Source organism: Kerstersia sp. (assembly GCF_052103615.1).
Taxonomy (GTDB): Bacteria; Pseudomonadota; Gammaproteobacteria; order Burkholderiales; family Burkholderiaceae_B; genus Kerstersia.
Window position 1 is genome coordinate 15161 of the sequence record NZ_JBQEKA010000018.1, and the last position, 21764, is coordinate 36924.

Genomic DNA, 21764 nt, shown 5'->3' on the forward strand with positions numbered 1-21764 from the left:
ATTCAGCTGCGTGCCGGCGCGTGTGGGTAGGCCGGCGGCAGCGAGAAGATCAGTACAGGGTGCCCAGCACCGAGCGATCGAAATCATGCAGGTCACCGGTCTGGCCCGCCCGCACCTTATTGATCCATTGCGGGTCGGCCAGCAAGGCGCGGCCGACCGCGATCAAGTCGAACTCATCGCGTTCCAGGCGGCGCAATAAATCGTCCAGGCCGACAGCATGGGAACGTTCGCCCTTGAAGGCCGCGAGGAATTCGCCAGAGAGCCCAACGGAGCCGACGGAGATCGTGGGCGCGCCGGTGAGCTTCTTGGCCCAGCCGGCAAAGTTTAATCCTTGTTCGCCGTCGATTTCCGGGAATTCGGCTTCCCAGAAGCGCCGTTGCGAGCAATGCAGGATATCTGCGCCGGCATCGACCAGCGGTTGCAGCCAGTCCGCCATTTCATTGGGAGTGCTTGCGAGCTTGCAGGTGTAATCCTGCTGCTTCCATTGGCTCAGTCTCAGCAGAATGGGGAAGTCCGGCCCGACGGCCTGGCGCACGGCAGACAGCACTTCTGCGGCAAAGCGCGAGCGTTCGCGCAGGCTGGCGCCGCCATAGCGGTCGTTGCGCTGGTTGCTGCCATGCCAGAAAAACTGATCAATCAGATAGCCGTGGGCGGCATGGATTTCAGCGACATCGAAGCCCAGGCGTTGGGCATCGGCAGCAGCGCGGGCGAAAGCGGCGATGGTGTCGGCAATGTCTTCGTCACTCATGGCGGCCCCGTTAGGGTCATTCGGGCCATTCAGGCCCGAGGGGCTTTCAACGGGCGCTTCTGCTTGCCAGCCGCTGCTGCCCCGGGTGGCGCCGGTATGCCAGAGTTGCGGGCCCATGCGCCCGCCGGCGGCATGCACGGCCTGGATCACGGCTTGCCAGCCTGCCAGCGCGGCTGCGCCGTGAAAGAAAGGCACGCGCGGTTCGTTGCGGGAAGCGGGGCGGTCAATGACCGTCCCTTCAGAAAGAATCAGCCCGGCCCCTCCTTCTGCCCGCCGCTGGTAGTAGGCAGCGACATCAGCGCCGGGAATGCCGTCCGGAGAGAAATTGCGCGTCATGGGAGCCATGACGATCCGATTGGGCAGCGTCAGGGATTTGTACTGGAAGGGGCGAAACAGAAGGTCTAAGGCAGGCTTGGACATGGAACGGCAGCTCCAGAAAGAATGGGAACGGTGTTGTCCGGCCGGCGCCTGCGCAGCAGGGCAGCAGCGAGACAGGGGCTTTCAGTATATCTGCGCTGTCTGCCGGCAGGCCGTGTGGTTTCAGCGCTGTAACAGGCAGCGTGCCGGCGTTAGCGCACTGGCGGCCAGGCCAGGGGCCACAGGCCGGGCAGAAAGCATTCCGCGACCAGCAGGGGTTCCTGCTGTAGATGAAAAACCGAGCGTCTGGCCCAGAGCGCGGGGGGATCGGCGCTGTCTGCTGGCGGGCGCGGCGCGGGGGCGGGCAGGCGGGGGCAGGCCTGTGCCGCCAGCGCGGCCAGCGGGTGGCCGGCCTGCGGCGCGCTATATTCGAAAGCCGTGCGCGCGATACGCGGGTCTTCATACAAGAGTACGCCCAATGGCGTATTGCTGAGAGTGCGGATGTCCTGCCAGGCATGCGCGTCAGGGCGGTCCGGCGTCAGGCTGCGGCCCAGGACTGCGGGGGTACCGTTGACGCTCATCAGCACTTCCCGCAGCCAGCAGGGGGTATGGCCGGGGATACCCAGTGCCAGCGCTTCATCGTCAGCCGCCTGCGCGCTGCCCTCATAGAGGACAGTGAGCTGGAACTGGCCCAGCGCGCGCAATGCCCGGGTCAGTGAGCCGGGCAGGGCAAGCCACTGCGCCTGCAGCGCAGACAACGGCGGGGGAAGGCAGGCAGTCCACACGGGGGAATCGCGATAAAGGGGCTGGCAGGCGCAAGGCGCGTCGCCTGGCTGCGGCTGGCGGGGTTCAAGGATGGGGCAGATTGTACTAGCATGGAGGACAGAGGCTGCTGCCATCAGGTGGCGCGTTTGCTTGGCGCCGCTATCCTTGCATGTGTGCTTGAATCTGAACAGGAAACCCTATGTTGCTCGATGCCAAACATTCCCAGGTGGTGCTGGTGGACTACCAGACGAAGCTGATGCCGGTGATGCATGAGGCGGATTTTGTCGTGGCCAATGCCTTGCGGCTGGCCAAAATTGCGCAGCTGATGCAGGTGCCAGTCTGGGGCACGGAGCAGATTCCCGAAAAGCTGGGGCATAACGAGCCTGAACTGCGCGAGTTGTGTCTGAAAACACTCACCAAAACGCATTTCAGCGGGGTGCCGGATGGTTTGCTGACGCTGTTGCAAGGAACGGCCCATCCGGCCGTCAACGGCCCGGGCAGCGCCGTCTGCCAGCAGGATGGGCCAATGGCGCTGCAAACCTTGCCAGAACGCGCCAGTATTGTCGTGGCGGGTTGCGAAACACATATTTGCCTGTTGCAAACGGCCCTGGACTTGCTGACTGCCGGGCTGGAAGTCTGGGTGGTGACGGATGCCTGCAGTTCACGGACAGAGCGCAATCGTGATGCGGCGTTTGATCGTCTGGCGGCTGCCGGGGCAGAACTGGTCACAACGGAAATGGTGGCCTTTGAGTGGATGCGTGACTGCCAGCATGCGGCGTTCCGCAATGTCCAACGCCTGATCAAATAAGCAGGAAGCTGGCGCAGGAAAGGGCAGGCTGGTGCAGCGCCAGCGCTTTCTTGAGCCAAAATCCAGCGCCAAGATCCTGGGCCAAAATCCAGCGCCAAGATCAGGGGCCAAGATCCGTGGCCAAGATCCGTGGCCAAGAAAGGCCGCGCTTGGCACGCGGCCTGCTATCAAATTTTTTCACTTTATGCCCTGGGGCGTGCGTATGACTGTGTCGGCGACTTCCGTGAATATTTCCATCAACTCGCCGGATTGGCGTGGCCAGGCGCTCTCCAATTTCGGATTGTCGCCATTTCTTTTTGAAGGGCAGTTGTTTGCTTCCATCGAAGGCTTCATCCAGGGCATCAAGTTTCCGGAGTCGGACCCGCGCCGCGGGCAGGCTTTTCATCTGAGCGGCTGGGAGGCGAAACACCTGGGGGATGGCGCGGATCGCAGCGGCGCCTATTGGAATCAGACAAGCCTGGCATACGGTTCGGCCCAGCACCATCAACTGATCGGTGCTGCAATCCGGGCGCGCATCGAACAGTCGCCAGGCCTGCAGGCCGTCTTGCGTTCGACGGCGGGCGCCACGCTAGTGCATGAAACCGGGCATGTCGAATCCCCGACCACTTCCTTGCCTGCGGCGGTATTTCTCGGGGTGCTCAACGATATCCGGGAGAAACTGCTGCAAGCGTCTGACGCTTAGGTGGTTTGAGTGGCTTGAGTGGCTTAGGCGGCTTAGGCGGCTTAGGCAGTTTGTTAAGTATTTTATTAAGATGCCTGTTCGGCCTCGGGGGCGGCGGGCCGATTGGTCTGGCTGATGCCTGCATGCAAGGCATCAAGCGCCGTGAAAAAGACTTGCTCGGGGTCGATCAGGCCAAGTTGCGGCGCAATCTGCCGTGTCAGCGGATAGTGTTCGGCCGGGAGACGGGCGATATCTTCGATTTCTTCCGGGGCCGCCTGGCGGATCAGGCCGCCGATTTCTGCCATGGATAGGCCATAGACCGTGGCATACCAGCCCAGGCACACGGCAGGCAGCCGCTGTGCCGGCACGCCTGCCTGTGATAGCGCTTGATAGACCATTTCAATGTGCAGGAAATCCGCCAGGCCGGTGTGCAGGAAACGTTGCAGCAGGCCGAATGTTTGCGGATAGGCCAGGGCCAGTTGCCGGTACTGGCTGGCCAGATTCCGCAAACGGTCCTGCCAGGGCAGGCTGTCATCCACGGCTTGCAGGCGGGCCGTCAGCCAGTCTGCCATGGCCCGTTGCAGGCCATCCTTGGATTTGAAGTGATAGAGCAGGGCCATGGGGTCGCAATTGGCCCGCTCACCGAGCTTGCGCAGGGAAAATCCGCTTTCCTGCGCGCTTTCCATCAAGGCAATAGCTGTCTCGACCAGCGCGTCCTTATCCAGGCCGCGAGGTCCGGGAACCACGCGTGTTTTCATGACCATAGACATGGCGCCATTCTTGCAAAACTCTGCCCCAGGAGCAAGCCAGGAGTGATGGCAAGCGCGGCGCCTGCCGCGTGTCCGGCGGCGCGAACCTGTGTTTCCGCAGGCTAATTCTACAGTGTAGAATTAGCTTTTGACGGTGGCATCGGGGCAGGCATGGGCATGCTGCCGGGTGCAGGACGAGAGGCCGCATCAGGCTCTCGGCATGGGCAACAGACAAAATCCGGGCGTGACATGTTGAGTTGGGTATTCCTGCTGTTATCCAGCGGGCTGGAAGTGATGTGGGCGGCCGGCCTGAAATACGCGGCGACGCCGCTGCAATGGTCTTTGACCATCCTTTGCATGGCGGGCAGTTTCGTGTTCATGCTGCTGGCCTCAAAGCGCATGGGGGCCGCGCTGGCCTACGTATTTTTCGTGACCTTCGGGGCGGTTGGCACCTATTTGCTGGACGTGGCTTATTTTGGCAAGGAACCCAAGTTGCTGGCGGTGGCGGCCATCGCCGTCATCCTATGGTCGGTCGCGCGTCTGCATCAGGTGAAATGAGATGAACTGGGTGTATTTGCTGCTGGCAGGCGTGCTGGAAATTTTCGTGGTTGCCGGCATCCGGGATATGGCCTTGAAACGCTATGCGCGCGGTATCGTGGTGTACGCGCTGGGGATCAGCACTTCCCTGTCATTTCTGTATCTGGCCATGCGCAGCATTGATGTGTCGGTCGCCTATACCGCCTACACCGGTATCGGTGTCATCGGAACGGTGCTGGCTGGCATTTTCTTCTGGGGAGATAAAAACGGCGCCAGGAAGTTCATCTACCTGGCGCTGATTGTGGGCGGCATTGTGGTGCTGAAACTGGCGGGATAAGCGCCAGGGCAGGCTGGCGCCGCCGGGATCAGACGATATCGTCCACCACGCCGCCATCCACGCGCAAGGCTGCGCCGGATGTCGCGCTGGCTTGCTGCGAGCAGACGTACACCACCATGTTGGCGACTTCCTCGACGGTTGCCGTGCGCTGAATGATGGAGCTGGGGCGGTGGGTCATGACAAACTCACGCGCCAGCACTTCTAGCGGTTTGCCGGTACGGGCGACTTCATCCTTCATCATTTCGGCAAAGCCGTCCGAAAGTGTCGGGCCGGGCAGAACGCTGTTCACGGTAACGCCCGTGCCCGCCATGCGTTTGGCCAGCCCCCGTGACAAGGCCAGCTGCGCCGTTTTGGACACGCCGTAATGCACCATATCCGCCGGAATATTGCGCGCGGATTCCGAGGCGATAAAGACCACGCGGCCCCATTGCTGCGTGGCCATGGCGGGCAGCAAGGCTCGCGCCAGCCGTACGCCGCTCATGACATTGGTCTGCCAGTATTCTTCCCAGACCTCATCGCTGGTGTCGAAAAAATCCCTGGGGCCGTAGATCCCGGCGTTATTGATCAGGATGTCCACAGGGCCGGGCAGCACATCCAGCAGCGTTTGGGCGCCGTCTGCGCTGCCCAGGTCGGCGGCCACGCCATGCACGGAGGCCTGGGGCTGCTCTGCCTGCAAGCGGTCGCGGGCGCGGGTGATGCCGGCCTGGCTGCGGCCGTTGAGAATAACGCTGGCGCCGCTGGCGGCCAGCCCCTGGGCAATGGCAAAACCGATGCCGCCTGTGGAGGCGGTGATTAGCGCGGTCTTGCCGGAAAGGTCGATTTTCATTGGGTGTCTGTCTCCGTTTGTGCCCTGGCCGATTCGGGCGTGATCCGGGCGGGATTCGGGTGGCCAGTGGCAGTGTTCAGCATAGCAGTTTGCCGGGTATGGGAATCAGTTCCATGAAGGGGGCGGGGCTGGCGCTGCGCCAGCCCGGTGATTCAATACGCCTGCAACAGCTGTTGCAGCACGTCATCCTTGATTTGCAGGATATTGAATAGCCCCAAGGCGCGCAGAGCGGGCAGCGCAGCAATCATGTCGCGCTCCGCTTCGGCGCGCTGGGCGGCTGTGCTATGGGTATCCAGCCAGGCTGTCGCATTGGCGAGAAAAGCGCCGACACTGCCTTTGCGGATGACAACGCCGTTGAGTTCGACTTGGTTCTGGTGGCCGGGAAGAATATCGTGGGCTTGCATGACTGGCTCCTTTGGATGAAAAAGTCATGCAAACATCATAGGTATTCAAGTGCGGCTGTAATACGATAGAAGAGACGATAAATGTTCTTTTAAGGCCAAAAAATGGAGGCATGGATGTTGCCGACCAACGCTGCTGCGGATACCTTGCCCCTGATCGCGGCAGAGCTTGCCGATGCGCAGGCCGGGCCTATCTTGGCCGTTGGCGCGCAGCAAAGCCGCAGCGGGCGCGTGACACCGTGGCACAGGCATGCGCGGGGCCAGCTGCTGGGGGTCATGCGTGGTTTGCTGGCCGTCGAGACCGGTCAGGGAAAATGGGCCGTGCCCGCGGATGGCGCCATCTGGATTCCCCCTGGTTTGCCGCATGGCCTGCAAGCGCATGGCGCATTTTCAGGATGGAGTATTTACATACGGCCTGACGCCTGCCGGGATCTGCCGGCGCAGGTTGGCCTCTGGCAAAGTTCGGCGCTGCTGCAGGCCGCAGTGATGCGGGCGGCGCAATGGCCGGCGGCAGCCGAGCGGGACAGCGAACTGGACGAGGCTCAGCAGCGTCTGGCGGGCGTGATACTGGATGAAATCCATGGTTTGCCGCCCTTGGCGCTGGGCCTGCCTTTGCCGCAACAGGCAGCCTTGCTGAAAATCGCTCGGGCCTTGATCGCGCAGCCGGGAGAGCGGCGCAGTATGGCGCAATGGGCCCGGTGGGCAGGCATGGCACCGCGTTCGCTGAGCCGCCACTTCAGTCAGGAAACCGGCTACAGCTTCGCCGCCTGGCGCCAGCGGCTGCGTTTATTGCAGGCGTTGGAAAGGCTGGCGGCAGGCCGGGCAGTGACAGATGTCGCCATGGAACTGGGCTATGCGAGCACCAGCACTTTCATTGCCATCTTCAAGCGTCTCTTTGGGATAACGCCCGGGCGCTATCTGGAGACAACAGCGTTAGCCGGAGGGGGCGACGCTATTGGTACTGATCGTGCTATTGGCACTATCAGTACTGTCGGCGCTGCTGATGTCCCCGGCGGTCTCAGGCGCGGCGGATAAGGGGGCGTTCCTCGGCGCGCAGGGTGAGCACTTGCACGCCGTCCTTGGTGACTGCGACAGTGTGTTCGAATTGTGCCGAAAGCAGGCCATCACTGGTCACGACCGTCCAGCCGTCGTCCTCTGTGCGGACATTGCGCCGGCCTTCATTAAGCATGGGCTCTATCGTGAACGTCATGCCCTCGCGCAGGCGCAGTCCGGTGCGCGGCTGTCCCCAGTGCAAAACTTGCGGCGGCTCGTGCATTTCGCGTCCTATGCCGTGCCCGCAGTAGTCCCGCACGACGCTATAGCCATGACGGCGCGCATGCTGGCTGATGGCATAGCCGATATCGCCCAGCCGGGCGCCGGGTTTGACGGCAGCAATTCCCTTCCACATGGCTTCGTAAGTGACCTGCACCAATTGCTGGGCGGCAGGTGTGACCGTGCCTATGCAATACATCTTGCTGGAATCAGCGATGAAGCCGTTTTTCTCCAGGGTGATATCGAAATTCACGATATCGCCATCTTGCAGAACATCCATCAAGGCGGGGACGCCATGGCAGACCACCTGATTGCGCGACGCATTCAGCGCATAGGCATAGCCGTATTGCCCCTTGCTGGCGGGGCGCGCCTGCAAATCACTGACGATGTACTGATCCACCATATTATTCACCTGCATGGTGGACATACCGCGCAAGGGCAGGGTATCCAGATAGGCGAACACCTGCGCCAGCAGGCGGCCCGCTTCGGCCATCAAGGCCAGTTCTTCAGGGGATTTGGTCATGCCGCGGTTACCTGGAGGATTGCGCAGATCGCAGGGGCGATACGCTGAGAGAATATATATGAATCATATATGAATCATATCATTTCAGCGGGACAAGGGCTGGCCGTTCTCGCGCCCAGACCGCAGCCGCAGAACTCCGGGGCTGGTCAGCTGGGTTTGAGCCGGCAACAAAAAAGCCACCCGTCTGGGTGGTTTCACTGTCCTGCCGAGGCAGGAGAAATTCTGGTGGCGCATCCCTGATTCGAACAGGGGCCTGCGGAGGATGATTCAGTTTGATGGTAAGGACTTAGCAGGGTTGCAGGGTAAACAACACCCACCCACTTAACCAACAGCGTGTGTGTTCAGCGGTGTGGCAAGGATTCGCTGCGCCGGGCACTCACCCGGTCCCGGCAAGCCGGGTGGCGGCGTCCGTGCCCATCCTTGACATGGCGCACGCCGTTTAGGTAAGTTTCTCCGTTATGTTCCCCCCGACCACAGACAATGCCTGACAAGTTACGCCTGCGCCGCTTCGGCCTGAACACTCAGGGACGAGACTTCGCCGTGGGCGACATTCACGGTTGTTTCAGCAAGCTGGATGCTGCGCTGCGCAAGGTGCGTTTTTCCGCGGCGCATGATCGGTTATTCGCGGTGGGTGATCTGGTTGACCGAGGGCCAGAGTCAGCCGTGGTGCTGGAATGGCTTGCGCAACCTTGGTTTCATTCTGTCTGCGGCAATCACGACCTGATGACATGGCGCCGGGCGTCGGGTGATCCACTGCCGGATATTGACCATGCCGCGCATGGCGGGCAATGGCTCGATAGCCTGGATGAACTGAAGCGTCAGCGTATTGCACAAAGCCTGCGTGAGCTGCCCTTGGCGATTGAAGTCGAGACATCAAATGGGCCAGTGGGCATCATCCATGCCGACTACCCCTATGACGACTGGCAGGCCGTATATGAGCGCCAGTTCAGCACCGAGGATGAAGATACCTGCCTTTGGTCGATTGGCCGTTACCGCAGCGGATACAAGCAGCCTGTCCGCAATGTCCGCGCCATCGTGCATGGTCACATGACCGTGAGCAAGATGGCGCAGTTGGGTAACGTGTTTTTCATCGACACCGGGGGATGGCGCGATGGCGGCAAATTCACGCTGTTGAATTTGCAGACTTTGAAGGCCGTCAATTAGAACGGATACTGGGCATCCCTTTGTTTTTCGAGCTGAACTCCTGCCGCACCTGTGCTTCTTTGGCATTCACGCAATTGACGGTGCTGTCCAGTTTCCCAGGATTGTTCACGCATTCTTCGATTTTCGCCGCGCGTTCAGTCGGGTGGTCTAGGTAGTACTGCACGTCATGCTCTTTTTCCGAGCTGCATGCGGATAGGATGGTGAGGGCGGCAATACCAACGAATGGCTTGAAATTCATGGTTCCTCCAAACAAAGATGGGAAAACCATAGCCCGGTCGCTAGCATCGTGCAATCCATGAATTGCTGTCGTTTGTAGCGTTGTATGTTGCATGGAGAGATACAACACGACAGAGGCGAGATATTAGCGATTTGACGTACTCGTGCAGGGCCACAAAGCGCACGCTGTGTCAGTCTTGTATGCCGCTGCTGCTGCCGCTGCCGAAGCACAGCCTGGAATGGCTTTTTCGGCTGGCTGCGGCCCATATCAATGGCGGGAACATCTTCCCTTGCGCTGCATCCTGGGCCGCCAGGATTTGAAGGCCACGGTGTGATGCGCACACCTTGCGCCAGGCCGTCCGGACGTAGTCACAACCTTCAAGCGGTTGATGTCTTGATCCTGCGTTGACACTTTGCTGACCCTCAAACCGCAGACAACAAAAAAGCCACCCGGCTGGGTGGCTTCAATGTCCTGCCGAAGCAGGAGAAATTCTGGTGGCGCATCCCTGATTCGAACAGGGGACCTGCGGATTATGATTCCGTCGCTCTAACCGGCTGAGCTAATGCGCCTTTCTGTCTTTGCTTTGTGCTGATTAAGCATGGCAGCGAAGAAGAGACAGTAATTCTAGCATGGAAGTTGGGTTTGTGTGCAAGCCTTTTGCGTCAGGGCTTAGGCAGCGTCCATGCCGTGGTTTTGTTTGGTTGCGGTGGTGGCGTCGGAGGCCAGGTAGGCCAGCAGTTTGCGGCCGGCTTCAGCGTATTGCGAGCTGCTGGCGATGCCGCCAGAGAAGGTGGTGACGATGGCCATGTCATCAGGCAGTGAGCCGAGAATTTCTATGCCGGTCAGCGGCAAGAGTTCGCTCAGTTGCTGGAAGCCCAGTTCCACTTCGCCCTTGGCGACCAGGCTGCCGACCGGCACGCCCGGGGGCGCCTGGACGATGCGGTCTTTGATGGTGTCGGCAATGCCCCATTGTTCGAAGCGCTTGGCCAGCTGCACCCCGCTCGGGCCGGTGGAGTAGCTCAGGCTGCCGGCAGCCAGAACGGCCTCGCGTACCGCGGTTTCATTGCTGATATCAGGGCGCTTGGCGCCGGCGCGCACGGCAACGGCGGTACTGGAGTGCACCAGATCGGTACGGGTGCCGGCCACGATGTGCTGTTTGGCGCTGAGCTTTTCGATGGCATCCGCGGCAAGCACGACGATATCGAAGTTCTCTCCGGCTTCGACACGTTGCGCAGCAGTGACGCCGCCGACAGATTCGACACGCACGGCGATGCCGGTTTGCTGTTCAAAGTCCGCGGCCAGATCCTGCAGAATGGATTTGGTCGCCATGGAAGAAATCAGATGCAGGGATGTCGCCATGGTGATGTCTGTTTTGTCTCTTGGGGGAATCAATAAGGCAGCGGCAGCCGCTGCCAGGTGAGGGCAACAGCATAGCGCAAGTTGAATCGGATTCCATATGAATAAAAAAAGCGCCAGCGGAAGTGCAGTGACTTCTGCTGGCGCTGCGGCTTGGCCGGATCAGCGTTTGGTTTCGCTGGGCGGGATGGGGATCAGGTGGCCATCGGCCGAGATGCGCACGGAACGCCCCGCGCACCAGCCGGCGTAGATCAGGGTGGCGCTCAACAGGCAGCAGACCAGCAGCGGCATGCTCCAGTTGCCGGAGGCATCATGAATGCTGCCCAGCAGGCTGGGGCCGGTGCAAGCCAGAAGATAGCCCGCGCTTTGCGCCATGCCGGACAGTGATGCCGCCTGGCCTGCCGTGCTGACGCGTGTGCCCATGAAGGACAGCGCCAGAATGAAGACGCCGCCATTGCCCATGCCAAAGAGCGTGGCCCAGAACGTGCTCCAGGAGGGGAACAGCCACAGGCCGCCCAGGCTGACGAGGGAGAGGGTGCTGATGGCGACTGCCAGTTTGCGCTGGTCCGAACTGCGGCGCACGATGGGCATCATCAGCAGGCCGATGATGGAGGCGCCGAATTGCATGATGCCGTGCGCTGTGCCGGCGGCGGCAGGGCTGTAGCCTGCGTCATTCATGATGGCGGGCAGCCAGCTCATGACGGAATAGAACAGGAAGGAATTCATGCCCAGGAAAAAGGTGACTTGCCAGCTGATGGCATGGCGCCAGACCGGGGTGCGGACCTGATTGCTGGCGGGCCCGGATGCGGTATCGACCCGCGGGCGGCGCGCCAGGGGCAGCCAGCAGACCAGGCTGATGGCCGGAATCAAGCCAGTGCAGAGCAGCGCAAAGCGCCAGCCCAGACCGGTCATGTCAGCCAGCGGGATGGCCAGGCTGGAGCTGAATGCGGCCACGGTGCCCATGGTCAGGGCATAAACGGAAGTCAGTACCGCGATCTGGCCGGGGAAGTCGCGCTTGAGCAGGCTGGGCAGCAGAACGTTGCCGATCGCAATCCCGACGCCAATGGCGCTGGTGCCGATAAACAGCAAGGGCAGCGGCCCGCTGGAACGGATGGCGACGCCTAGCAGGATCAGGATCAGGGCGCTGACCAGTGCCCGTTCCAGTCCGACACGCCGGGCCAGCAAGGGGGCCAGCGGCGAGACAATACCGAAGACCAGCAAGGGGATGGCGGTAATGGTGCCGGCGGTGGCGGCGTTCAGGCCGAAGCTTTCCTGGATCTGGGTCAGCAGCGGCGCCAGCGATGTCATCGGGGCCCGCAAGTTGCAGGCAAACAGCAGGATGCAGATGATGAGCAGCAGGCGACCGCGTGAATCCGGGTCCTGTGGTGATGAAAGTTGCGCCAAAAAGCGCCCCAGGCGGCTTGAAGCGTGTTGCGGGTCTGACGTAGTGGACATGGAACCGTATTCAAAAAGATGGGAGAGCAGCTTGATGGGTACTCTACCTTGTATTCTGTTGCATGGATTTCGATAAAATGACTTTCAATATCTAAAAACTGCCATAAGCGCCGTTGACTGGGCAATTCTGTGTCTGGCAGCGGGGCATGGCGTGTGCCGGGCGTTGGGGCAGTGCCGATGGCGGGCGCTGGCGGGCGGCGGCATGAAAGGAAAGGGATTATGTATTGTCCGCGATATTTCGACCCGGATGCGGCATCGGATGCGCTGAGCGCATTGCGTCTGGATGTCGATGGCCAGGAGCAGGAATTGCCCATGCACCGTCACCGCAAAGGGCAGCTGGTGCTGGCGCTCAAGGGCGCCGTGATTTGCCGCGAACCGCGCGGTTTCTGGATGCTGCCTGCCAATAGCGCCATGTGGATTCCTGGCGGCGTGGCGCACAGTAACCGCGCGCTGGGGGAGGCGCAGGTCTATTTCCTGTTTGTCGAACCTTGCGCCGTGCCCATGCCGGATCAGTGCTGCATGCTGCGCATGACGCCGCTGGCGCGGGAAATGGTGCGTTATCTGGCCGAAGACCAGGCTGGGGAGACCGATGGCGTGGTGCGCCAGAGTTTCGTGCAGGTGCTGCTGGATCAGTTATCCCGTTTGCCGGTGCAGGCGCTGTATTGCCCGGTTTCTGAAGATGGCCGTTTGCAGTATATTGCGCGCTCTTTGCTGGCCGATCCGGGGGACCGCAGCACGCTGCCGCAGTGGGCGGCACGGGTGGCGATGAGTGAGCGCACGCTGGCCCGGCGGACGCGGGAACTGACCGGCATGACATTCGGCCGCTGGCGCCAGCAATTACAGTTGTTGCATGCCGTGCAGCGCCTGGCGGTGGGAACGTCGGTACAAGCTGTGGCGGCGGAGCTGGGCTATGAGTCGGTTCACGCTTTCATTACGATGTTCAAAGGGCGTATCGGCCAGTCGCCAGGACGTTTCAGCCTGGACAGGCGGATGGGAGACGCAGCATGAGTTTCAAGGTATTCGATCTGGAATGTGACCAGGGCCATGTATTTGAGGGCTGGTTTCGCTCGCATGAAGATTATGCCGCGCAGCAGGCGCAGGGCATGGTGCAATGTCCTGCCTGTCAAAGCACGGCAGTCAGCCGCCGCTTATCAGCGCCCAGCGTGCATACCGCCAAGCGGACGGGGGCGGCTGCCGCGCCTGCCGTCAGCAGCGAGCAGGCAGAACAGCAACGCGTGGTCAGGGAAGTGTTCGCCAAGGTGCGCGAGCATTTGCGCCAGGTCGAGAATGTTGGGGATGATTTTGTGAGCGAAGCCCGGCGCATTCATGCCGGCGAGGCTGCGGAGCGCCCGATCCGCGGCACCGCGACGGCTGCCGAGCGGCGCGAATTGGCAGAGGAAGGCATAGATGCGCTGGCCGTGCCCTTTCCGCTGGATGATGAGCCCTTGCACTGAGGGCGGCGAACGCACCGGCTGCGATGCCGCTATCCAACGATGCCAAGGGCTGCGCTGCCCGCCCCGCCAGCCTGCGCCGCTTCAGAAGCGGCGCAGGCTGGTGTTCAGACGGTAAGGCGGGCAGGTAAAACAAGCACAAATAAAGCAGGCACAAATAAAGCGGACAGGGTCAGTCTTCGTGCGTGTCGTGCGTGGCGGCCTTGCCGGGCTTCCAGTAGCCGGAGGCGCGGATCCACTTGGCTTGCGCCGCGCGCTCGCTCAGCAGGTATTGGCGCAGGGTTTTGGCCGTCGCGCTTTCGCATGCCACCCAGGCGTAGTAATCCCCTGCGGGGAAGTCCAGCGTTTGCAGTTTTTTCAGCATGGCATCGCTTTGGCCAGCGGCTGCGCCGCGGCGCAAGGCCCAATGCACATCGACCTTGGCGCCAGCCGTAATGGGCAGCTCGTGTTCTTCCGAGTCGATTTCAATGACGGCAATGGCCCGGGCGTCCGCAGGCAGTTCTTCCAGGCGGCGGGAAATGGCGGGGATGGCGGTTTCATCACCGACCAGCAAGTGCCAATCGAAGTTCGCGGGCACGATGAAGGAACCGCGCGGCCCGGCGATGCCCAGCTCGTCGCCCGGTTCGGCCTTGCGCGCCCAATCGGTGGCCACGCCTTCGTCGTGCAGGGCGAAGTCTATGGTCAGCAGACGCTGTTCAGCATCAAAGTAGCGGGGGGTGTAGTCACGCGCCAGCGGACGTTTGCCGTCCGGCCAGGCAATGCCTTCTTCCGTGACCGTCGGGCGCGGAATTTCGCCGGTATCAGGGTCGGGGAAAATCAGTTTGGCGTGGTCGTCGAAACCGGGGCTGAAAAAACCTTGGAGTTCATCGCCGGTCAAGGTCAGGCGCAGCAGGCTGGGGCTGAGCAGTTCACGGCTGACGACGTTGACGAGCCGGAAACGCAGCGGGTGGCGCTGGCGTTGGGGTTTGCGGTCGTCGCTATTCGGGGATGCAGAAGTGGAATTCGTCACGGGATTGCCTTGTATGGTAATAGCGGAACAAAACGTAGAAGATGGCGAAAAATGCAAATTGCAGAATACGGTAATGCGGGACTGCATGGCTGTGCGTGCTGACTCGAAGGCCGGGGCTGGAACTGGCTGAGCCGGGGGCTTTGCGGCGCTGGCAGAGGACCTGCCGTCTGCCTGGGCGGAGGGCGCAGTGGTCGGCACCTGCAGCATGATTCAGCTGGGTCTTGCGAGCATACACATAAGCAGACCAATAAGCGGACCACGCGCAGACCAACGAGCAGACCGCCATGCGGCTTGAGCCGCGCAAAAACCGGGCTGTCCTGGCGCATCAGGCAGAATACAGAAGCCGGCAGTGCTGGGCCTGACTGAGTCAGGCCGCTCTGAATTTACCCCTGCTGGATTTGCCAATATTGGATTTGCCAACACTGAGTGTCTGCACTGAGCTTGCCTGCCTGAGTCTGAGCTCACTAAATCTGAAAGCCCAAGCTTGAGATCACTAAGCCTGAAATATCAAGCTTGCAGTTTCAAGTCTGCAGTTGCATGCCCGACAGCGCGCCAGCAAGTAGCCAATGCAAGCCTGGAATGCTGTTCCCGCAAGCATGCGTAACACTAACAGTTATTCGTATTCTCGTCTCGCTTAACCCCCGGCCGGCGGGGTTAAGCAACTGTTTCGCTGCGTGTCAGTCTTTGGCGGGACGGGGGCGGCGGGGGGGGGGCAGCAAGAGGTAGCAAGAAGCCGGCTCAGCGTTTGGGCAGGAGCGAGCGGGGGTCAACGACGCGGCCGTCCTGGCGCACTTCAAAATACAGTGAGGGCTGACTGGTTTCGGTCTGGCCCATCTCCGCAATGGTCTGCCCTTGGCGTACGGTGGCGCCTTCTTGAACCAGCAGTTTGCGGTTATGGGCATAGACGCTGAGAAAACCATTGGCATGGCGGATGATCAGCATGTTGCCGTAGCCGCGCAGCGTGTTGTTGGCGTAGGCCACTGTGCCAGCGGCAGCGGCGACCACCGGTGTGCCGGCGGTGTTGCCAATGGTGATGCCGTTGGAACGCGCCTGGCCGAATTGCCGGATGATGTTGCCCGGCGCAGGCCAGACCAGCGCAATTTTCTTGGTGGGCGCGGTCGAGGCAGAGCTGCCGCTGGGGCGGCTGGTGTTGCTGGTGGCAGGGGCTGTGGCGGTGCTGTTGCGGCCGCTTGACGCTGTTTTGCTGCTGCTGGGCGTGCTGCCGCCAGCCGGCGCGGTCACCCGCAAGACCTGTCCCACATGGATCTGGTTGGGGTTGGACAGGTTGTTCCAGCGCACCAGACTGGACACGCTTTGTTTATTGGAGCGCGCAATCTGGTTGAGCGTATCGCCAGGCTGCACGCGGTAATGTCCGGCAGGAACGGGGCCGCTGGCGCCGTTGGAGCCTGTGGTGCCGCAGGCGGCGAGCAGGGCGGCCGAGAGCAGGGCAGCCGTCACCTGGGGGCGAAGGCAACGCAGACGGGACAGAAAGGTGGGGAAAGACCAGGATGTCATGGCGCGGCCAGCGACGGCACGGTTGAGAACCCGTACAAGAGTAACAAGGCCCGGCGCACTCATGCAATGCATGGCGGGCCGGGGCGTTTTCCAGGTGTTACGTTTCAGGCACTTCAGGCACTTCAGGCGCTTCAGGCGCTTCAGGCGGCGGCAGGTTGCGGCGGATGGTTGGGATGGCCGGGGCCATCAGGGTCATTATCGGCGTCGGGGCGGCCCCGCAGCGGCGGCAGGCCCAGCGTCAGGCGCAGGCGTTGGCAGTCCGGGTTGGGGCTGCCGTCGGCTTCCCAAAGACTGAATTCCCGGCAGGGGCTGGGCCGTTGCGTGTAGATGGCGCATGCGATACCTGGTTCGCCCACCGTGCCCTGTAGGGCCACGCAGCGCACTGGCGCCTGTTCGGTGCCTTTCATGCAAACACGGTGTGGGGTAACCGGCGTGGTCAATTCCGCGGGAACCCAGCCGCCGTTAAGGCCGTCGAGTTCTCCGAAATAGAAAGACACGCGGTAATGGGAGCAACAGGCGCCGCAATGCAGGCAGGGATTACTGTCCGGGTTGTCGTCGCGCAGCTCGGAAGAGGCGAGATCAGCCAGCGGCAGTGGCGTGTAGGTGAGGCTGTTGCTCATGGTCGGGGAGACAGATGGCTGGCCGGGGTCAGCGCGCCAGCGATAGTTGGGAGCCGATTTTATTGCGCCGGGCTACACCGGAAAACAGCTTTTTTTGTCATGGGCCAGGAGTGTTGCGCCATGACAGCACACGGCCCGGCCGCGGATGCAAAACCGGCACCGGAGAGCAGCAGGAATACTGTCTGACGGTGCCGGCAAGGGAAGCGGCTAGCAGGGGGAAGGGATTACATCAGACCCAGCCAGCGCCAGTAGGTCATGCCGAATGCCAGCATGAGCAGGTAGCCGACCAAGGTAATAATGATGCCGACCTTGGCAAACTGGCGTGCGTTAAAGGTATCCGTGCCCAGGCAAACCATATTCTGCGGCGCATTGATGGGCAGGATGAAGCCATAGCTCACGACAAAGCCCAGCAGCATGGACATGCCCAGCCGGTTGAATTCACCAGGCAGTGTTTGCAGCACGGTAATGAGGATGGGCAGCATGGCGGATGTCAGTGCGGTGGCGCTGGCAAAGCCTAGGTGGATGACGATGAGGAAGGCCGCCAGAATAGCGAAAATCGCCAGCGGGCCGATTTGATCCAGCCCGGTATGGTTGACGACTTGCGCGCCCAGCCATTGGCCCGCTTGCGTGCTCAGCAGGGCGGTGCCCAGGCTGATGCCAACGCCGAAGACGATGACCGTGCCCCAGGGAATGCGCGACTGCACATCTTTCCAGGTCATGATGCCTACGCGGGGCAGCATCAGCAGAACCAGGCCGGCGTAAGTGGTGGTCGTGGTGTCCAGATGATGCAGTTTGTTTTCCGATGCCCAGGCCAGCAGCAACAGAATCGACACCCCCATCAGGCGTTTCTGGGCGCTGGTGATCGGGCCCAGCGCCTGCAGGGAGTCTTTCACGGCCTGTTCGCCGCCGGGCACCTGATCGGTTTCCGGGGGCAGCAGCTTGAGCACCGTGACCAACAGGATCAGCGACATGATGAGCGACCAGGGCGCGCCGGCAATCAGCCAGTCGGCCCAGCTGACGCGCTCACCCAGGATTTGCTGCATAAAGCCCGCCGTGAGCAGGTTCTGCGCGGCAGCCGTCTGGATGCCGACGTTCCAGATACTGGTGGCCTGCGCCACCACAATCATGATGCCTGCGGCGATATTGGAGCGTTTGTCCACGCCGAAGGCGGAGATCACCCCCATCATGATGGGGACGACGCAGGCGCTGCGGGCGGTCGCGCTGGGCACGACGAGACTGAGGATGATGGTGACGGCGATGGCGCCGATCAGGATCCGCCGCGTGCTGGTGCCTATGCGTGATAGCGTGACCAGAGCGATGCGGCGGTCCAGCCCGGTATGCGTCATGGCGGCGGCAATGAAGAGGGCGCCGGCTACCAGCGCCAGCGCGCTATTGGAAAAGCCCTGCAGCGCCATATTGATGGCCGAAGACGTGCCGATCAGGGTGTCGGGGTCATTGATTTTGGGTGCCGTGCCCAGCAAGACGGCCATCAGCGCGGTAATCATGATGGCGCTGGCTTCGTAGGAAACCGCTTCCGTAATCCAGACCACCACGGCAAAAACCAGGATGGCCAGCATGCGGTGCCCGGCAACGGGCAGTTCTGCCGGCGTGGGCAGGAGCAGAACAGCGATCATCGCGGCGATGCCGCAGAGGAACGCGATTGGCATGGGTTTGGGCGCCTGGCCGGTGGGGGCGGCCGGGGTGGGGGGCGCAGGGGAAACCTGGGGGGAGGCAGATGAGACGCTCATGCGACGGCTCCTGTTACGGCTAGGGGAATAGGAATGAGTCCGCCGCCAGTGTACGTCGCGGGCATGACACCGTGGCAGGCTTCCTGTGACAGAACTTTGGCCTGGATCATGGCAGCTCGAAGTTCTTCGGTTTGCAGGGCGGGGCGGCGGCAGCGCCGCAGCAGTGGCGGTTCTTGGGCAAGCCGGGGGAATCGCTCTACAATGTCCCTCTTGTGCATTTCGGTGGCTGGCAGCGGCCGGCGCGCTGCAAAGTCTGCTGCGCGGCGTTTGATTGGCTGCAACCACTGTTTTGTCCCGCTGTTTTTTCTTACTTCTGACTGCTTTCCTGCACCATGGCAACCATCCTTCAGCATATTCCCGCCGGCCAGAAGGTCGGCATCGCTTTTTCCGGCGGACTGGACACCAGCGCGGCACTGCACTGGATGCGCGCCAAGGGCGCCGTTCCCTACGCCTACACGGCCAACCTGGGTCAGCCCGATGAAACCGATTACGAGGATATTCCCCGCCGCGCCATGCAGTATGGCGCCGAGGCTGCCCGTCTGATCGACTGCCGCGCGCAGCTGGCCGCCGAAGGCGTGGCCGCCTTGCAATCGGGCGCTTTCCACATTTCCTCCGCCGGTGCGACCTATTTCAATACCACGCCCATCGGTCGCGCTGTGACCGGCACGATGCTGGTTGCCGCCATGAAGGAAGATGGCGTCAATATCTGGGGTGATGGCAGCACCTTCAAGGGTAACGACATCGAGCGTTTCTACCGCTATGGCTTGCTGACCAACCCGGCGCTGAAAATCTACAAGCCCTGGCTGGATCAGGACTTCATCGACGAGCTGGGCGGCCGCGCCGAAATGTCCGAGTACATGAACCAGGCCGGTTTCGCGTACAAGATGAGCGCCGAAAAAGCCTATTCGACCGATTCGAATATGCTGGGCGCTACGCACGAAGCCAAGGATCTGGAACACCTGGACACGGGTATCCATATCGTTCAGCCCATCATGGGCGTGGCGTTCTGGCGCGATGAGGTTGTGGTCAAGCGCGAAGAAGTGACGGTCCGCTTTGAAGAGGGCGTGCCGGTCGCGCTGAATGGCGAAACTTTTGGCGACCTCGTGGAACTGATCCTTGAGGCCAACCGCATTGGCGGCCGCCATGGCCTGGGCATGAGCGACCAGATCGAAAACCGCATCATCGAAGCCAAGAGCCGCGGCATCTACGAGGCTCCGGGCCTGGCGCTGCTGTTCATCGCTTACGAGCGTCTGGTCAACGGCATCCATAACGAAGACACCATCGAGCAGTACCGCGAAAATGGCCGCCGCCTGGGCCGTCTGCTGTATCAGGGCCGCTGGTTCGATCCGCAAGCCATCATGTTGCGCGAAGCCAGCCAGCGCTGGGTGGCGCGTGCCGTGACGGGGGAAGTGACCCTGGAACTGCGCCGCGGCAATGACTACTCCATCTTGAACACTGTGTCGCCCAACCTGACGTATCAGCCTGAGCGCCTGAGCATGGAAAAGGTGGACGATGCACCGTTCTCGCCGGCTGACCGTATCGGCCAGCTCACGATGCGCAATCTGGATATCGTGGATACCCGCGACAAACTGATGATTTACACGCAATCCGGTTTGCTGCTGCCTGCCGGTGCGGGCGTGCCGCAACTGAAGGACGGCCGCGAGGAATAAGCGCGGCGGCCGGGCGGCCAAGCTGCCCGGCTGAGTCATGTGGCAATTCGCTGCAAGCCTGCCTCCGTAAGGAGGCAGGCTTTTTTCATGCTGGCTGAGTACTGTGCCTGGCCGCCTGCATCAGGCCGTCCTTGCGCCGCGTTTGCGCTGAATGGCCTGCGCCTGGCACGCCGCGCTAAAGGATGCGCGTAGCGGTCTAGTGAGCGTTATGCTGAGGATGTACTGAGGATGTACTGAGGATGTACTGAGGATGTGCTGAGGATGTGCTGAGGATGTGCTGAGGATGTGCTTGAGGATGCGCTGAGCGATCCGTCTGCTTCAGGCGGCCCGCCCGAAGGCCGGGCGGGCAGGGGCAAAAGAGTGCTGATTTCAGCACTCAGTATGCTGTGTTTTTATCCAGTTATTTTCTATGATGAGGGCATTGCCAGATCAGCAATGCTGTTTTTATCGTTTTATTCCTGAGTGGCAATGATGAATGGAAATTCCCTGAAGTTCTCAGGTACTTGCACTTTATCTACAGAATTTTCCTTGGGCTGCCATGTATTTTCCTTCCCTCTTGCCAAGCGTTTCGTGTTTTTTTCTGAAATCACCGGATCGGCCTTATCTGGCGACAGGATGCCGGGTAGATTTCAGCCATCAACGGCCTTCTCCCGCAGATGTGATGCACACGATTCTCATTATAGAAAAATTGCCCGTCGTGCGTCTTGGCGTACGCAATCTTTTGATCAACAACGGTTTCCCCCATGAAATCATCGAGTCGGTCAGTCTGCAGGCAGTGCCTGCCGAGCTGAGCCAGCCGGTGTCCCTGATCATTATTGACCCCGCCCAGGCAAGCGAAAGTGGCGACCGTCTGGTTTATCGAATACGCCGCCGTTTTCCCGGCGTGCCCGTCCTGTTCTTTTGCGGCCGGGATATCGACATTTATTCACCGCTGGCTGTACGCCTGGGGATCAGCGGTTTCATTGCCAAGGATGGTGAAGAGGTCACGGTCGCGGCGGCGGTGCGCATGGTGCTGGCCGGCATGCAGTGCTTCCCTGTCCTGGACCCGGCCGCCGTGGAGCGGCCGCGCTATCACGATTTGTCGCGCTTATCGGTCAGGGAGCTGGCGGTGCTGCGGCTGTTGCGGCAAGGCATGCGCAACAAGGAAGTCTCGACACGCCTCTGCCTGAGCGAAAAAACTGTCAGCGCGCATAAGCAGAACCTGTTCAGGAAACTGGGCGTGCGTTCGGTGCTGCAAATCTCCATTGCGCCTGAGGAAGAGGGGAAACAGGCGCTGCGGCTGGATGCGCCAGCGAGCGAAACACTGGGAAGCGTGCATTCCTGAAACGCCAGCGTGCCCGGCAGGCCGGGGCCGCTAGGGCAGTTCAGGATTGCTAGGGCTGTTCAGGGCTACGCTTGGCCGCAGGGTGTGTCGCAGAGGGAGCTGGAGGGCGTCGGAAGATAGAGGCCGGATAGACGCCCTCCTGGCTGAGGCGCAGGGCCATACATGACCATACAGGGCAGTGTAAGGCGTCAGATGAGGGGGGATGAAGCCAGATAGGGGCACAGGAGGGGCACAGCACAGGACGATTCCAG

General features: G+C 61.4%; 23 protein-coding genes and 1 tRNA gene. 10 read left to right on the top strand and 14 right to left on the bottom strand.

Annotated features, from left to right (window positions below):
• Nucleotides 1–49 precede the first annotated feature (49 nt).
• Together ACTJGZ_RS06520 and ACTJGZ_RS06525 are read right to left on the bottom strand one after the other, a co-directional pair.
• On the bottom strand, nucleotides 50–1168 hold the full coding sequence (locus tag ACTJGZ_RS06520) for an NADH:flavin oxidoreductase (protein ID WP_441662136.1): 1119 nt from the start codon (nucleotides 1166–1168) through the stop codon (nucleotides 50–52).
• 149 nt (nucleotides 1169–1317) lie between these two features.
• Entirely contained in the window at nucleotides 1318–1863 is a 546-nt protein-coding gene (locus ACTJGZ_RS06525; protein ID WP_441662137.1) for a chorismate--pyruvate lyase family protein, read from the bottom strand.
• A gap of 206 nt (nucleotides 1864–2069) precedes the next feature.
• Between ACTJGZ_RS06525 and ACTJGZ_RS06530 the strand changes: the two genes are divergently transcribed.
• Nucleotides 2070–2678, top strand: coding sequence for an isochorismatase family protein (locus ACTJGZ_RS06530; protein WP_441662138.1), 609 nt, complete (start codon nucleotides 2070–2072; stop codon nucleotides 2676–2678).
• A 223-nt stretch (nucleotides 2679–2901) separates the two neighbouring features.
• Nucleotides 2902–3360: a hypothetical protein gene (locus ACTJGZ_RS06535; protein ID WP_441662139.1), complete on the top strand. Its 459-nt coding sequence runs from the start codon at nucleotides 2902–2904 to the stop codon at nucleotides 3358–3360.
• Between the two features lie 65 nt (nucleotides 3361–3425).
• Here ACTJGZ_RS06535 and ACTJGZ_RS06540 read toward each other — a convergent pair whose 3' ends face one another.
• Complete coding sequence (locus ACTJGZ_RS06540) at nucleotides 3426–4097, bottom strand: TetR/AcrR family transcriptional regulator (protein ID WP_441662163.1); 672 nt, start codon at nucleotides 4095–4097, stop codon at nucleotides 3426–3428.
• A gap of 240 nt (nucleotides 4098–4337) precedes the next feature.
• On the opposite strand from ACTJGZ_RS06540, the gene ACTJGZ_RS06545 reads away from it, so the two are divergent.
• Nucleotides 4338–4646: a DMT family transporter gene (locus ACTJGZ_RS06545; protein WP_441662140.1), complete on the top strand. Its 309-nt coding sequence runs from the start codon at nucleotides 4338–4340 to the stop codon at nucleotides 4644–4646.
• Between the two features lies 1 nt (nucleotide 4647).
• A complete protein-coding gene (locus ACTJGZ_RS06550) occupies nucleotides 4648–4962 on the top strand; it encodes a DMT family transporter (RefSeq protein ID WP_441662141.1) in 315 nt (104 codons plus the stop codon).
• Between the two features lie 28 nt (nucleotides 4963–4990).
• Here the strand turns inward: ACTJGZ_RS06550 and ACTJGZ_RS06555 are convergent, their stop codons facing one another.
• Entirely contained in the window at nucleotides 4991–5788 is a 798-nt protein-coding gene (locus ACTJGZ_RS06555) for an SDR family NAD(P)-dependent oxidoreductase (protein WP_441662142.1), read from the bottom strand.
• A gap of 152 nt (nucleotides 5789–5940) precedes the next feature.
• Nucleotides 5941–6192: a hypothetical protein gene (locus ACTJGZ_RS06560; protein WP_441662143.1), complete on the bottom strand. Its 252-nt coding sequence runs from the start codon at nucleotides 6190–6192 to the stop codon at nucleotides 5941–5943.
• A gap of 114 nt (nucleotides 6193–6306) precedes the next feature.
• Between ACTJGZ_RS06560 and ACTJGZ_RS06565 the strand changes: the two genes are divergently transcribed.
• Nucleotides 6307–7224, top strand: coding sequence for an AraC family transcriptional regulator (locus ACTJGZ_RS06565; protein WP_441662144.1), 918 nt, complete (start codon nucleotides 6307–6309; stop codon nucleotides 7222–7224).
• Here the strand turns inward: ACTJGZ_RS06565 and map are convergent.
• Entirely contained in the window at nucleotides 7208–7984 is a 777-nt protein-coding gene (map, locus tag ACTJGZ_RS06570) for a type I methionyl aminopeptidase (protein WP_441662145.1), read from the bottom strand. The genes ACTJGZ_RS06565 and map overlap by 17 nt on opposite strands.
• Before the next feature lie 480 nt (nucleotides 7985–8464).
• Between map and ACTJGZ_RS06575 the strand changes: the two genes are divergently transcribed.
• Nucleotides 8465–9148, top strand: coding sequence for a metallophosphoesterase (locus ACTJGZ_RS06575; protein WP_441662146.1), 684 nt, complete (start codon nucleotides 8465–8467; stop codon nucleotides 9146–9148).
• On the opposite strand, the gene ACTJGZ_RS06580 is transcribed toward ACTJGZ_RS06575, so the two are convergent.
• The 4 genes from ACTJGZ_RS06580 to ACTJGZ_RS06595 form a co-directional block, all read right to left on the bottom strand.
• The gene (locus ACTJGZ_RS06580) at nucleotides 9141–9479 is read right to left on the bottom strand and encodes an EexN family lipoprotein (protein WP_441662147.1); all 339 of its coding nucleotides are present in this window, start codon (nucleotides 9477–9479) and stop codon (nucleotides 9141–9143) included. The two genes, ACTJGZ_RS06575 and ACTJGZ_RS06580, sit on opposite strands and share 8 nt — an antisense overlap.
• A gap of 378 nt (nucleotides 9480–9857) precedes the next feature.
• Nucleotides 9858–9934: transfer RNA gene (locus ACTJGZ_RS06585), tRNA-Met, on the bottom strand.
• Nucleotides 9935–10034: 100 nt separating this feature from the next.
• Nucleotides 10035–10724 carry a substrate-binding domain-containing protein gene (locus ACTJGZ_RS06590; protein WP_441662148.1) on the bottom strand — a complete coding sequence of 230 codons (690 nt, stop codon included), beginning with the start codon at nucleotides 10722–10724 and terminating at the stop codon, nucleotides 10035–10037.
• Nucleotides 10725–10883: 159 nt separating this feature from the next.
• The gene (locus ACTJGZ_RS06595) at nucleotides 10884–12176 is read right to left on the bottom strand and encodes an MFS transporter (RefSeq protein WP_441662149.1); all 1293 of its coding nucleotides are present in this window, start codon (nucleotides 12174–12176) and stop codon (nucleotides 10884–10886) included.
• 219 nt (nucleotides 12177–12395) lie between these two features.
• On the opposite strand from ACTJGZ_RS06595, the gene ACTJGZ_RS06600 reads away from it, so the two are divergent.
• Nucleotides 12396–13184, top strand: a complete 789-nt coding sequence (locus tag ACTJGZ_RS06600; protein WP_441662150.1) for an AraC family transcriptional regulator — start codon at nucleotides 12396–12398, stop codon at nucleotides 13182–13184.
• Nucleotides 13181–13630 carry a DUF1178 family protein gene (locus ACTJGZ_RS06605; protein ID WP_441662151.1) on the top strand — a complete coding sequence of 150 codons (450 nt, stop codon included), beginning with the start codon at nucleotides 13181–13183 and terminating at the stop codon, nucleotides 13628–13630. Before ACTJGZ_RS06600 ends, ACTJGZ_RS06605 begins: the two co-directional genes overlap by 4 nt.
• 169 nt (nucleotides 13631–13799) lie before the next feature.
• Here ACTJGZ_RS06605 and ACTJGZ_RS06610 read toward each other — a convergent pair whose 3' ends face one another.
• From ACTJGZ_RS06610 to ACTJGZ_RS06625, 4 genes are all read right to left on the bottom strand, one after another.
• The gene (locus ACTJGZ_RS06610) at nucleotides 13800–14636 is read right to left on the bottom strand and encodes a siderophore-interacting protein (RefSeq protein WP_441662152.1); all 837 of its coding nucleotides are present in this window, start codon (nucleotides 14634–14636) and stop codon (nucleotides 13800–13802) included.
• Nucleotides 14637–15374: 738 nt separating this feature from the next.
• Nucleotides 15375–16151, bottom strand: a complete 777-nt coding sequence (locus tag ACTJGZ_RS06615; protein ID WP_441662153.1) for a peptidoglycan DD-metalloendopeptidase family protein — start codon at nucleotides 16149–16151, stop codon at nucleotides 15375–15377.
• A 140-nt stretch (nucleotides 16152–16291) separates the two neighbouring features.
• Nucleotides 16292–16771 (bottom strand): YkgJ family cysteine cluster protein, encoded by a 480-nt coding sequence (locus ACTJGZ_RS06620; RefSeq protein ID WP_441662154.1) that lies wholly within the window; start codon nucleotides 16769–16771, stop codon nucleotides 16292–16294.
• 224 nt (nucleotides 16772–16995) lie between these two features.
• The gene (locus tag ACTJGZ_RS06625) at nucleotides 16996–18438 is read right to left on the bottom strand and encodes a DASS family sodium-coupled anion symporter (RefSeq protein ID WP_441662164.1); all 1443 of its coding nucleotides are present in this window, start codon (nucleotides 18436–18438) and stop codon (nucleotides 16996–16998) included.
• 413 nt (nucleotides 18439–18851) lie between these two features.
• On the opposite strand from ACTJGZ_RS06625, the gene argG reads away from it, so the two are divergent.
• Nucleotides 18852–20189, top strand: coding sequence for an argininosuccinate synthase (argG, locus tag ACTJGZ_RS06630; RefSeq protein ID WP_441662155.1), 1338 nt, complete (start codon nucleotides 18852–18854; stop codon nucleotides 20187–20189).
• Nucleotides 20190–20850: 661 nt separating this feature from the next.
• The gene (locus tag ACTJGZ_RS06635) at nucleotides 20851–21513 is read left to right on the top strand and encodes a LuxR C-terminal-related transcriptional regulator (RefSeq protein ID WP_441662156.1); all 663 of its coding nucleotides are present in this window, start codon (nucleotides 20851–20853) and stop codon (nucleotides 21511–21513) included.
• The last annotated feature ends 251 nt before the right edge of the window (nucleotides 21514–21764 follow it).

Excerpts from the sequence above, each read along its gene's own strand:
- ACTJGZ_RS06520 (WP_441662136.1), bottom strand. The coding sequence starts at position 1,168 with ATGTCCAAGCCTGCCTTAGACCTTCTGTTTCGCCCCTTCCAGTACAAA.
- ACTJGZ_RS06530 (WP_441662138.1), top strand. The coding sequence starts at position 2,070 with ATGTTGCTCGATGCCAAACATTCCCAGGTGGTGCTGGTGGACTACCAG.
- ACTJGZ_RS06540 (WP_441662163.1), bottom strand. The coding sequence starts at position 4,097 with ATGAAAACACGCGTGGTTCCCGGACCTCGCGGCCTGGATAAGGACGCG.
- ACTJGZ_RS06545 (WP_441662140.1), top strand. The coding sequence starts at position 4,338 with ATGTTGAGTTGGGTATTCCTGCTGTTATCCAGCGGGCTGGAAGTGATG.
- ACTJGZ_RS06550 (WP_441662141.1), top strand. The coding sequence starts at position 4,648 with ATGAACTGGGTGTATTTGCTGCTGGCAGGCGTGCTGGAAATTTTCGTG.
- ACTJGZ_RS06555 (WP_441662142.1), bottom strand. The coding sequence starts at position 5,788 with ATGAAAATCGACCTTTCCGGCAAGACCGCGCTAATCACCGCCTCCACA.
- ACTJGZ_RS06560 (WP_441662143.1), bottom strand. The coding sequence starts at position 6,192 with ATGCAAGCCCACGATATTCTTCCCGGCCACCAGAACCAAGTCGAACTC.
- ACTJGZ_RS06565 (WP_441662144.1), top strand. The coding sequence starts at position 6,307 with ATGTTGCCGACCAACGCTGCTGCGGATACCTTGCCCCTGATCGCGGCA.
- map (WP_441662145.1), bottom strand. The coding sequence starts at position 7,984 with ATGACCAAATCCCCTGAAGAACTGGCCTTGATGGCCGAAGCGGGCCGC.
- ACTJGZ_RS06575 (WP_441662146.1), top strand. The coding sequence starts at position 8,465 with ATGCCTGACAAGTTACGCCTGCGCCGCTTCGGCCTGAACACTCAGGGA.
- ACTJGZ_RS06580 (WP_441662147.1), bottom strand. The coding sequence starts at position 9,479 with ATGCAACATACAACGCTACAAACGACAGCAATTCATGGATTGCACGAT.
- ACTJGZ_RS06590 (WP_441662148.1), bottom strand. The coding sequence starts at position 10,724 with ATGGCGACATCCCTGCATCTGATTTCTTCCATGGCGACCAAATCCATT.
- ACTJGZ_RS06595 (WP_441662149.1), bottom strand. The coding sequence starts at position 12,176 with ATGTCCACTACGTCAGACCCGCAACACGCTTCAAGCCGCCTGGGGCGC.
- ACTJGZ_RS06600 (WP_441662150.1), top strand. The coding sequence starts at position 12,396 with ATGTATTGTCCGCGATATTTCGACCCGGATGCGGCATCGGATGCGCTG.
- ACTJGZ_RS06605 (WP_441662151.1), top strand. The coding sequence starts at position 13,181 with ATGAGTTTCAAGGTATTCGATCTGGAATGTGACCAGGGCCATGTATTT.
- ACTJGZ_RS06615 (WP_441662153.1), bottom strand. The coding sequence starts at position 16,151 with ATGACATCCTGGTCTTTCCCCACCTTTCTGTCCCGTCTGCGTTGCCTT.
- ACTJGZ_RS06620 (WP_441662154.1), bottom strand. The coding sequence starts at position 16,771 with ATGAGCAACAGCCTCACCTACACGCCACTGCCGCTGGCTGATCTCGCC.
- ACTJGZ_RS06625 (WP_441662164.1), bottom strand. The coding sequence starts at position 18,438 with ATGCCAATCGCGTTCCTCTGCGGCATCGCCGCGATGATCGCTGTTCTG.
- argG (WP_441662155.1), top strand. The coding sequence starts at position 18,852 with ATGGCAACCATCCTTCAGCATATTCCCGCCGGCCAGAAGGTCGGCATC.
- ACTJGZ_RS06635 (WP_441662156.1), top strand. The coding sequence starts at position 20,851 with ATGCACACGATTCTCATTATAGAAAAATTGCCCGTCGTGCGTCTTGGC.